The sequence below is a fragment of the Streptomyces thermospinosisporus genome, assembly GCF_039526425.1.
Lineage (GTDB): Bacteria > Actinomycetota > Actinomycetes > Streptomycetales > Streptomycetaceae > Streptomyces > Streptomyces thermocarboxydovorans.
Genome location: NZ_BAAAIZ010000059.1, coordinates 1 through 9,243 on the forward strand (window position 1 = coordinate 1; position 9,243 = coordinate 9,243).

A 9,243-nucleotide genomic window follows, 5' to 3' on the forward strand; every position below is an offset into this window, starting at 1 on the left:
TGCCGCCCGGGGGCCTGCGTCGGCTGTTGGTGGCCGGGGCGCTGCCCGCCCTGACGGTGGTGCCTCTGGGCGACTGCGGCCACGGCGCCCGCCGGCCGACAGCCACCGAGGCTCCTGCGCCGGCAGGCCGCGACCACGGCGCCGCCCGGCCGTCCCCCCTGACGTCCGCCGGCCGACTGCCGCCCGGCCGCCTGCGTCGGCTGTCCGTGGCCAGGGCGCTGCCCGGCCGTGATCGACGCACGCAAGCCGAGACTGTGGCGCCACGCCAGGCATGCTCTGGTCCCGCGTTCGCCGTCTTCGCGCGCCTGCCCGGTCCGGGCTGCGCCTGCTGCCCCTCCTACGCCTCGAACTCGTCCCGGTGGGTGCGGGCCAGGCCCGCGTACATGCTGCCGTTGAGGGTGAGGCCCTCGCGTTCCTCGGGGGTCAGCTCGCGCCTGACCTTCGCCGGGACACCGGCGACCAGGGATCCCGCGGGCACGACCATGCCCTGGGGGACCAGTGCCTGGGCGGCGACGAGGGAGCCGGCGCCGATCACGGCTCCGTTCAGCACCGTCGCGCCCATGCCGATCAGGCAGTCGTCCTCGACGGTCGCCCCGTGCACCACCGCGTTGTGGCCGATGGAGACCCGCTCACCGACCCGCACCGGGAATCCCGGGTCGGCGTGCAGCGTGCAGTTGTCCTGCACATTGCTGTCGGCGCCGACGGAGATCGACTCCACGTCGCCCCGCAGCACCGCGCCGTACCAGACACTCGCCCCCGCCTCCAGGGTCACGTCCCCGACCACGGACGCGGTCGGCGCCACGAACGCCTCCGGGTCCACCTTCGGTTCCCTGCCGCCCACACCGGTGATCAGCGCCTCGTGCGTCATCTCGCCTCCTCGTCGGTTCGAGAACGAACCGTACGTCACACCCGTGGGGTGAAGATCACAGCCCCCGGACGGCCCGGCGGTCCCGTCCGCTCAGTACGGTGAACCCGTGCCGAAGAGCAAGAACACGTTCTCGTCCTGGCCGCGTCGACTGGCGCAGCGCGCGGTCCATGCGGGCTGGGCGTGGATACAGCGCACGGGCTCGGTGACCGCCGCCAACCCCGGCCGGCTGCGATTCGGCGCGATCGGCGAGGCCACCCGCCTCGCCTTCCCGCTGGGCACCGTCTTCGGCGAACCCTGGATCCATCTCGGCTCGCACTGCATCATCGGCGAGCAGGTCACCCTCACCGCCGGCCTCATGCCCGACCTGGATCTCGGCCCCGAGCCGATCCTGCGCATCGGCGACGGCGTCGTCCTGGGACGCGGCAGCCATGTCATCGCCGACACCAGCGTCACCATCGGCAGCGACTGCTACTTCGGCCCGTACGTCTACATCACCTCCACCAACCACTCCTACGACGACCCGCACCAGCCCATCGGCAAGCAGTGGCCCCGGATGGAGCCCGTGGAGATCGGGCCGGGCTGCTGGATCGGCACCGGCGCGGTGATCCTGCCGGGCGCGCGGATCGGCCGGAACGTGGTGGTGGCCGCGGGCGCGGTGGTCCGGGGCACGGTGCCCGACCACGCCGTGGTCGCCGGCGCCCCCGCCCGCGTGGTCCGGCGCTGGACGCCCGCCGACGGCTGGCAGCCGCCCCTGCGCACACCCGCCCCGGTGCCGATCCCGGAGGGGACCACCCCGGACCAGCTGCGGGCACTGTCGGAGCTCGGCGAAGCGGACATCGAGCGGCTGGCGGAGCTGGAACCGGAAGGCTGATCCAGGCGTCGCCGTACCGCCCCGCAGTACAGTTCGCTGCACAGGCCGGTGCATCAGACCCCACCAGGTGCGCCGGACCGCGGCCCCGTGCCGCGGCCGGCACGCAGCACCACGCACCCCACACCGCAGAACCGCCGGCGCACTCGCCGGCCCGGACGGAAGCGAACCGAACGGACCCATCGTGACGGACCTCGAGCTGCTCACCCAGTCCCTCGCGCGCAACGTCAAGCGCTGGCGCACCGAGCGCGGCTTCACCCTGGACGCGCTCGCCGCCCGCGCCGGAGTGAGCCGCGGCATGCTCATCCAGATCGAACAGGCCCGCACCAACCCCAGCATCGGCACGGTCGTCAAGATCGGGGACGCCCTCGGGGTCAGCGTTCCCACCCTGCTCGACTACGAGCGCGGCCCGCAGGTCCGTGTCGTCCCCGCCGACCAGGCCGTACGCCTGTGGCACACCGAGGCCGGCAGCTGGAACCGGCTGCTCATCGGCACCGAGGCCCCCGGACCGCTGGAGATGTGGGACTGGCGGCTGATGCCGGGCGAGTCCAGCGACTCCGACCCCCACCCGGGCGGCACGTTCGAGCTGCTGCACGTGACCGCCGGCGAACTGACGCTCACCGTGGACGGCGAGGAGCACCGCGTCCCTGCGGGCGCCAGCGCCTCCTTCGAGGCCAACGTCCCCCACGCCTACGGCAACCAGGGCGATGTGCCGATGGAGATGGTGCTGACCGTCTCGGTACCCCCCGTCCACTGACCCGTCCGCCGAGGTGGGTTACGGTGCGGTCATGCGCGCACCGATCGGAGACTTCGACCACGCCACCCCCGCCCCCGACTGCCTCGACGAGCTCGCCCCGCCGGTCGCCGCCGCCATCCGCGCCTGGAGCGGAAGCGTGCCCGCCGAGCAGATCGTCCATGTGGACACCGACCCGCGCTGGGCGGACACCGCCGTCTTCGTCGAGCACTACGGGCAGGACCTGCTGGACAAGTCGGCCAACTGCGTGATCGTCGCCGCCAGGCGGGGCAGCGAGCGCACCCTGGCCGCATGCCTGGCCCTGTCCACCACCCGGGTCGACGTCAACAACGTGGTACGCCGCCAACTGGGCGCCCGCAAGGCGTCGTTCGCCCCGATGGAGACGGCGACGGGGGAGACCGGCATGGAGTACGGCGGCGTCACCCCGATCGGCCTGCCGGACGGCTGGCCCCTCCTGGTGGACGCGGCCGTCGTCGACCTGCCGTACGTCCTCGTCGGCAGCGGCCGCCGCCGGGGCAAGCTGCTGGTCCCGGGCAAGGCCTTCGCCGAACTGCCGAACGCGGTCGTGCTGGAGGGGCTCGGCGTCTGACCGGCCGGACGGCCGGGGCCGGTGACGCCCGCCGCACGAGCGACCGCCTCGCCGGGTACGGCTCCGGCCGCCGGTCAGTACCGCTCGGCCGTGCCCAGATACTGCTCGGCGAAGGCCGCCGCGGCAGCGGGCGAGGTGAACAGGCGGCGCAGCCGGGCCAGTGTGGTGCCCGCGCGGAACGGGTCGCCCGCCGCGCCGCCGTGGTACAGCTCGGACAGCCACTGCGAGAACTCCTGGTAGTCCCACACCCTGCGCAGACAGGCCGCCTCGTACTCCGCGAGCCCGCTGTCGTCTCCCTTCGTCAGCCGCGCCACCAGCGCGTCGCCGAGCAGAAAGGCGTCGTGCAGGGCGAGATTGAGGCCCTTCGCGGCGATCGGCGCCACCAGGTGCGCGGCGTCCCCGGCGAGGAAGAGCCGCCCGTGGACCATGGGCTCGGTGACGTAGTCGTGCATGTCCAGCACGCGCTTCTCGATCAGCCGGCCCTCGGCCGGCGGGGCCGCGCCGTCCGCGCCGAGGCGGCGCCGCAGTTCGGCCCAGACGCGGTCGTGCGGCCAGTTGTCCGGGTCGTCGCCGGGCGGGCACTGCAGGTAGTAGCGGGTCACCTGGGGGCTGCGCGGCATCTGCCCGGCGAAGCCGTCGGGGTGGCAGCCGAACAGGACGCAGTCGGCTGACGGCGGCGCCTCGGCGAGCAGCGCAAGCCAGCCGATGCCGTAGTCGTGCCGGGCGGTCCGTGCCCGCCCGGGCTGCAGCGCCGCCCGGCTCACGCCACGGGCCCCGTCACAGCCGGCCAGGAAGTCGCACTCCACCACCTCCCGCCGCTCGGTCTCGGGGCTCATGTACGACACCGACGGGCTGTGCCCGTCGAGGCCGTGCAGCATCACGTCCCGCACGGCGAAACGGATCGCGCCGCCGCGCAGGTCGGCGTACTCGTGCACCAGGTCCGTCACCAGCAACGGCTGCGGATAGACCCAGTGATGACGGCCCGTCAACTCGTGGTAGGGGAAGCGGAAGCGCTCCCCGGCGAAGCGGAACTCGCAGGCGATGTGCCGCTCGGCCCGCTCCAGCAGGTTCCCGGCCAGGCCTCGTTGCTCCAGGCCCCGCACCGCCCATTCCTCGATCACCCCGGCACGGGGGCGCCGTTCGATGAACTCCCGCGTCTCGGTCTCCAGCACCAGGCAGTCCACACCGGCCGCGCGCAGGATGCAGCCCACGGTGAGACCGGCGGGCCCGGCGCCCACGACGACGACCGGAAACCGTTGCGGAGAAGGGGAGTTGGGGTGGGGGGAGGTCTGGGTCACCGGGTCATTGTGCGGGCGGCTCCGGCGGTTTGTGGATGGCTGCGCGCGGGCCGCCCAGGGCAGGTCAACCGCGCTGGGGGAGCCCGAGCCGGGGGATCTCGATCGCCGGGCAGCGGTCCATCACCATCTCCAGACCCGCAGCGCGGGTCCGTTCATAGGCCGCCTCGTCGATCACGCCGAGCTGGAACCAGACCGCCCTGGCGCCCTTGGCCACCGCCTCGTCCGCGACAGCGCCCGCGAGGTCGCTGTTGACGAACACGTCCACGACGTCCACATCGAAGGGGATGTCGGCGAGCGAGGGGTAGCCCTGCTCGCCGTGCACGGTCTCGGCCTTGGGATGCACGGGGACCACCCGTTTGCCGAACCTCTGCAGCACCTGGGCGACGCCGTACGCGGCGCGCCGCCGGTTGGTCGACAGGCCCACCACGGCCCAGGTGTCACCCAGCTCGCTGAGGATCTTGCGGACCGTTGCATCGTCGCCGTACACCGTGCGCCTCCAGGAACGTGATGAGCCGTAAAGGCCGTGTACAGGGGACAACCGCGCCGTACGTCCAGTGATTCCCGGGACGGTGGACGCCGGACCGTGGGGGGAACCCGTCCTCCCCGCAGCGCGCAGCCCGCGGCCCGCGCACCCCGAACACGCCCTCGTCGAATCCCGCCACGAGCACTCGAAAAACCGTGCGAGATGACTGCGCGCGGGCGCTCAGCCGCCTACGCTCGGCTCGTGCTGCGCATCACCGACGCCCGAACCGGCGCACTCGTGGACGCCGCCCCCGCCAGACGGGGCCTGACCCGCATCGAGGCCCACACCAGTGGCTTCGACCCCACGAACCTGCGTGTCCTGCTCGTCGCCGACCTTCTGGTGCGTGCCCTGGAGCTCGGCGGCACACCGGTGTGGGCGATGCTCTCCGGCGAGCGCGGGCAGGCCGAGCTGCGCGCCGCGGGTGCGGCCCTCGGCGTACGGCCCCTGGAGGAGGCACATGACGCCGGAACCGGGCTGGGCGAGGCCCAGGTGCTGCACGTCCTCGCCGCAGAGAGCGCCGCGGCGCCCGAAGGCGTGCGCATGGCGGTGGCTCCGGTGCACGGCGAGCAAGTTCCCGGCGCATCCGACGGCACCGACCCCGCCGCGCTCCGGCTCGCTCTGCTCTCCCACCCCCGCGACACGGCCGTGCGGCTCGGTCCCGAGGAGCTGAGCGAGGCCGCCGGGACCCTCGCCGAGTGGCGCGGCGCGGTCGCCGCCTGGGCGCATCACCCCTCGCGGCCCATCCCGGACCCCGTACGCGCCGACCTGCGTGCCGCCTGGGAGAACGACCTGGACGTACCCGGAGTCCTCCGCGTGCTGCGCGGGGTGGCGAGCGACGCCGACGTCCCGGACGGCGCCCGCTTCGAGACGTACGCCTACGCCGACCGGCTGCTCGGCGTCGACCTCACCCGCGATCTCGGGGCCCCGGCATGACCGGGCCCGCGGGGACCGGGCCGCTGCGCCGGCTGGTGGTGCTGCGCCACGCCAAGTCGGCCCGGCCGGTGGGTGTCCCCGACCACGAGCGCCCGCCGGCCCCGCGCGGGCTCCGGGACGCACCCGCCGCCGGACGCGCCCTGGCCGAGGCCGGCCTGCTGCCCGACCTCGCCGTCTGCTCCACGGCCGTACGCGCCCGCCGTACCTGGGAACTGGCCGCAGGAGAGTGGACGGGGGTGCCGCCGGTCCGCTACGACCGGCGCCTGTACGGTGCCGACGCCGCGGACCTGCTCGCCGTGGTGCGCGAGGCGCCCGAGGACGTCCGCACGCTCCTGCTGGTCGGCCACAACCCCGGCCTGGAGGACCTGGTCCTGGACCTGGCCGGCGACGCCGTCGACGACACCCTCGCGGCCGTCCGCACCAAATTCCCCACCTCGGCCGTCGCCGTCCTCGCCTGGCACGGCACCACCTGGCGGGACCTGGACACCGGCGGCGCACTCCTGACCTCGGTGACCGTCCCGCGCGGGACCTCGGGCTAGGGATCCCCTAGCCGGAACGCGCCGCCCGCCCGCGGGCGCATAGGCTGGTCCGATGCAGGACGAGTACCGCACCGTCGCCCGCCCGGGTGTGCACGAGACCGAGATCAACCGTTCCCGTTTCCTGTGCTCCCTCGCCCCGGCCGCCACCGAACAGGAGGCGCAGGAGTTCATCGCCGCCGTCCGCAAGGAGCACGCCGACGCCACCCACAACTGCTGGGCGTACGTCATCGGCGCCGACGCCTCCGTGCAGAAGGCCAGCGACGACGGCGAGCCGGGCGGCACCGCCGGGGTGCCCATGCTGCAGATGCTGCTGCGCCGCGACATGCGGTACGTCGTCGCCGTGGTCACCCGCTACTTCGGCGGCGTCAAGCTCGGCGCGGGCGGACTCATCCGCGCCTACGGGGGCGCCGTCGGCGAGGCGCTCGACGCCCTCGGCACCGTTACCCGGCGCCGCTGCCGGCTGGCCACGGTCACCGTCGACCACCAGCGGGCCGGCAAGATCCAGAACGATCTGCGCGCCACCGGACGCGAGGTGCGCGACGTGCGCTACGGCGAGCAGGTCACCATCGAGATCGGCCTGCCCGACGCCGACGTGAACGCCTTCCGCGCCTGGCTGGCCGACGCCACTGCCGGGACCGCGGGATTCGAGCTGGGCGGGGAGGCGTACGGGGACGCCTGAGACCTGGGCCGGGAGGCGTACGGGACGCCTGAGACCGCCCGAACCGGCCGCGCGGAGACCTGAGTCGGCTGAGACCGCGCGAACCAGTGGCGCGAAGAAGCAACTTGGGTGCATAACGGGCGTACCGGGCGCGGAGTGTGACGGTGTGAACGCCGTGAACGGTGGCGATACGGGAGTAACCGCCCGTGCTGTCAGACCCGGCCGTTAGTCTCGGGGATCATGAGACTGCTGCACACTTCCGACTGGCACCTCGGCCGGGCGTTCCACCGGGTCGGCATGCTCGGTGCCCAGGCCGAGTTCATCGGCCACCTGGTGGAGACCGTGCGTGAGCGCGGCGTCGACGCCGTGGTCGTGTCGGGAGACGTGTACGACCGCGCGGTGCCGCCGCTCGCCGCCGTCGAGCTGTTCGACGACGCGCTGCACCGCCTCGCCGACCTGGGCGTGCCGACGGTGATGATCTCCGGCAACCACGACTCCGCGCGCCGCCTCGGCGTCGGCGCCGGGCTCCTCGGGCGCGCCGGCATCCATCTGCGCACCGAGCCGTCCGCCTGCGGCACACCGGTGCTCCTGTCCGACGCCCACGGGGACGTCGCCTTCTACGGGCTGCCCTACCTCGAACCTGCTTTGGTGAAGGACGAGTTCGGGGTCGAGCGGGCGGGCCACGAGGCGGTGCTCGCCGCCGCCATGGACCGCGTCCGCGCCGACCTCGCCGCCCGCCCGGCCGGCACCCGCAGCGTCGTCCTCGCCCACGCCTTCGTCACCGGCGGCCAACCCAGCGACAGTGAACGGGACATCACGGTCGGCGGGGTCGCCGCCGTGCCCGCGGGCGTCTTCGACGGCGTCGACTATGTGGCGCTCGGGCATCTGCACGGCTGCCAGACGCTCAGCGAACGCGTCCGCTACTCCGGCTCCCCGCTGGCCTACTCCTTCTCCGAGGCCGGCCACCGCAAGAGCATGTGGCTGATCGACCTGGACGCCGGCGGAGCCGTCACCGCCGAACGCATCGACTGCCCGGTGCCCCGGCCGCTCGCCCGCATCCGCGGCACCCTGGAGGAACTGCTCGCCGACCCCGCGCTCACCCCCCACGAGCAGGCCTGGGTCGAGGCCACCCTCACCGACCCGGTCCGCCCCGCCGACCCCATGGCCCGGCTCACCGAGCGCTTCCCGCACACCCTCAGCCTGGTCTTCGACCCCGAACGCGCCCCCGACGACCCCGGGGTCTCCTACGCCCGCCGCCTCGCCGGACGCAGCGACCAGCAGATCGCGGAGGACTTCGTGGCCCATGTGCGCGGCGCCGGACCCGACGAACGGGAACGGGCCGTGCTCCGCGACGCCATCGACGCCGTACGCGCCGACGAGGCCCTCCAGGAGGTGGCCCGGTGAGGCTGCACCGCCTCGACATCACCGCCTTCGGCCCCTTCGGTACCTCCCAGAGCGTCGACTTCGACGCCCTGTCCGCCGCCGGGCTCTTCCTGCTGCACGGCCCCACCGGCGCCGGGAAGACCTCCGTCCTGGACGCCGTCTGCTACGCGCTGTACGGCGCCGTCCCCGGAGCCCGGCAGGGCGGCCAGGGCATGTCCCTGCGCAGCGACCACGCCGCCCCGGCCACCCGCACCTCCGTCACCCTCGACCTCACCGTCGCCGGGCGCCGGCTCGAGATCACCCGGCAGCCGCCCTGGGAACGCCCCAAGAAGCGCGGCACCGGGACCACCCTCGACAAGGCCCAGACCTGGCTGCGCGAGTACGACGCCGCCGCCGGCAGCTGGAAGGACCTCAGCCGCTCGCACCAGGAGATCGGGGAGGAGATCACCCAGCTGCTCGGCATGAGCCGCGAACAGTTCTGCCAGGTGGTGCTGCTGCCCCAGGGCGACTTCGCACGCTTCCTGCGCGCCGACGCCGAGGCACGCGGCAAGCTGCTCGGCCGGCTCTTCGACACCCGCCGCTTCGCCGAGGTGGAGAAGCGGCTCGCCGAGCGCCGGCGCGCCACCGAGACCCAGGTGCGCGACGGCGACGCCGCCCTGCTCGCCGACGCCCACCGCATGCAGCAGGCCGCCGGCGAGGCCATGGACCTGCCCGAGCTGGCACCCGGCGACCCCGGCCTCGCCGACGCCGTGCTGAGCGCCGCCGCCGTCGCCCGCAGCGCCGCCCGCGAGCAGCTCGACATCGCCCGCTGCCGGCTGGCCGCCGCCCAG

The 9,243-nt window shown here is 74.0% G+C and carries 11 protein-coding genes; 8 read left to right on the top strand and 3 right to left on the bottom strand.

Annotated features, from left to right (window positions below):
• Positions 1-337 precede the first annotated feature (337 nt).
• A complete protein-coding gene (locus ABD207_RS19585; protein ID WP_344014397.1) occupies positions 338-868 on the bottom strand; it encodes a gamma carbonic anhydrase family protein in 531 nt (176 codons plus the stop codon).
• Between the two features lie 106 nt (positions 869-974).
• On the opposite strand from ABD207_RS19585, the gene ABD207_RS19590 reads away from it, so the two are divergent.
• From ABD207_RS19590 to ABD207_RS19600, 3 genes are all read left to right on the top strand, one after another.
• A complete protein-coding gene (locus ABD207_RS19590) occupies positions 975-1,739 on the top strand; it encodes an acyltransferase (protein ID WP_343998261.1) in 765 nt (254 codons plus the stop codon).
• Between the two features lie 181 nt (positions 1,740-1,920).
• Positions 1,921-2,493, top strand: coding sequence for a helix-turn-helix domain-containing protein (locus ABD207_RS19595; protein ID WP_344014398.1), 573 nt, complete (start codon positions 1,921-1,923; stop codon positions 2,491-2,493).
• Positions 2,494-2,524: 31 nt separating this feature from the next.
• Entirely contained in the window at positions 2,525-3,079 is a 555-nt protein-coding gene (locus tag ABD207_RS19600; RefSeq protein ID WP_344014399.1) for a YbaK/EbsC family protein, read from the top strand.
• Positions 3,080-3,153: 74 nt separating this feature from the next.
• Here the strand turns inward: ABD207_RS19600 and ABD207_RS19605 are convergent, their stop codons facing one another.
• Both ABD207_RS19605 and ABD207_RS19610 read right to left on the bottom strand, forming a co-directional pair.
• A complete protein-coding gene (locus tag ABD207_RS19605; RefSeq protein ID WP_344014400.1) occupies positions 3,154-4,377 on the bottom strand; it encodes a 4-hydroxybenzoate 3-monooxygenase in 1,224 nt (407 codons plus the stop codon).
• Positions 4,378-4,441: 64 nt separating this feature from the next.
• Entirely contained in the window at positions 4,442-4,864 is a 423-nt protein-coding gene (locus ABD207_RS19610; protein WP_344014401.1) for a CoA-binding protein, read from the bottom strand.
• 198 nt (positions 4,865-5,062) lie between these two features.
• Here ABD207_RS19610 and ABD207_RS19615 point away from each other — a divergent pair, with 198 nt between their 5' ends.
• The 5 genes from ABD207_RS19615 to ABD207_RS19635 form a co-directional block, all read left to right on the top strand.
• Positions 5,063-5,833 (top strand): hypothetical protein, encoded by a 771-nt coding sequence (locus tag ABD207_RS19615; RefSeq protein WP_344014402.1) that lies wholly within the window; start codon positions 5,063-5,065, stop codon positions 5,831-5,833.
• Positions 5,830-6,372 (top strand): SixA phosphatase family protein, encoded by a 543-nt coding sequence (locus ABD207_RS19620; RefSeq protein ID WP_344014403.1) that lies wholly within the window; start codon positions 5,830-5,832, stop codon positions 6,370-6,372. Before ABD207_RS19615 ends, ABD207_RS19620 begins: the two co-directional genes overlap by 4 nt.
• 52 nt (positions 6,373-6,424) lie before the next feature.
• Positions 6,425-7,051: a YigZ family protein gene (locus ABD207_RS19625; RefSeq protein WP_344014404.1), complete on the top strand. Its 627-nt coding sequence runs from the start codon at positions 6,425-6,427 to the stop codon at positions 7,049-7,051.
• A gap of 219 nt (positions 7,052-7,270) precedes the next feature.
• Positions 7,271-8,434 (top strand): exonuclease SbcCD subunit D, encoded by a 1,164-nt coding sequence (locus ABD207_RS19630; protein ID WP_344014405.1) that lies wholly within the window; start codon positions 7,271-7,273, stop codon positions 8,432-8,434.
• Positions 8,431-9,243: AAA family ATPase (locus ABD207_RS19635; protein ID WP_344014406.1), on the top strand; the 813-nt coding region annotated here is incomplete at its 3' end. The genes ABD207_RS19630 and ABD207_RS19635, both read left to right, overlap by 4 nt.

Bases quoted from the DNA above. Each gene is read 5' to 3' on its own strand.
- ABD207_RS19600 (WP_344014399.1), top strand. From the start codon at position 2,525: ATGCGCGCACCGATCGGAGACTTCGACCACGCCACCCCCGCCCCCGAC.
- ABD207_RS19625 (WP_344014404.1), top strand. From the start codon at position 6,425: ATGCAGGACGAGTACCGCACCGTCGCCCGCCCGGGTGTGCACGAGACC.
- ABD207_RS19585 (WP_344014397.1), bottom strand. From the start codon at position 868: ATGACGCACGAGGCGCTGATCACCGGTGTGGGCGGCAGGGAACCGAAG.
- ABD207_RS19630 (WP_344014405.1), top strand. From the start codon at position 7,271: ATGAGACTGCTGCACACTTCCGACTGGCACCTCGGCCGGGCGTTCCAC.
- ABD207_RS19620 (WP_344014403.1), top strand. From the start codon at position 5,830: ATGACCGGGCCCGCGGGGACCGGGCCGCTGCGCCGGCTGGTGGTGCTG.
- ABD207_RS19615 (WP_344014402.1), top strand. From the start codon at position 5,063: ATGACTGCGCGCGGGCGCTCAGCCGCCTACGCTCGGCTCGTGCTGCGC.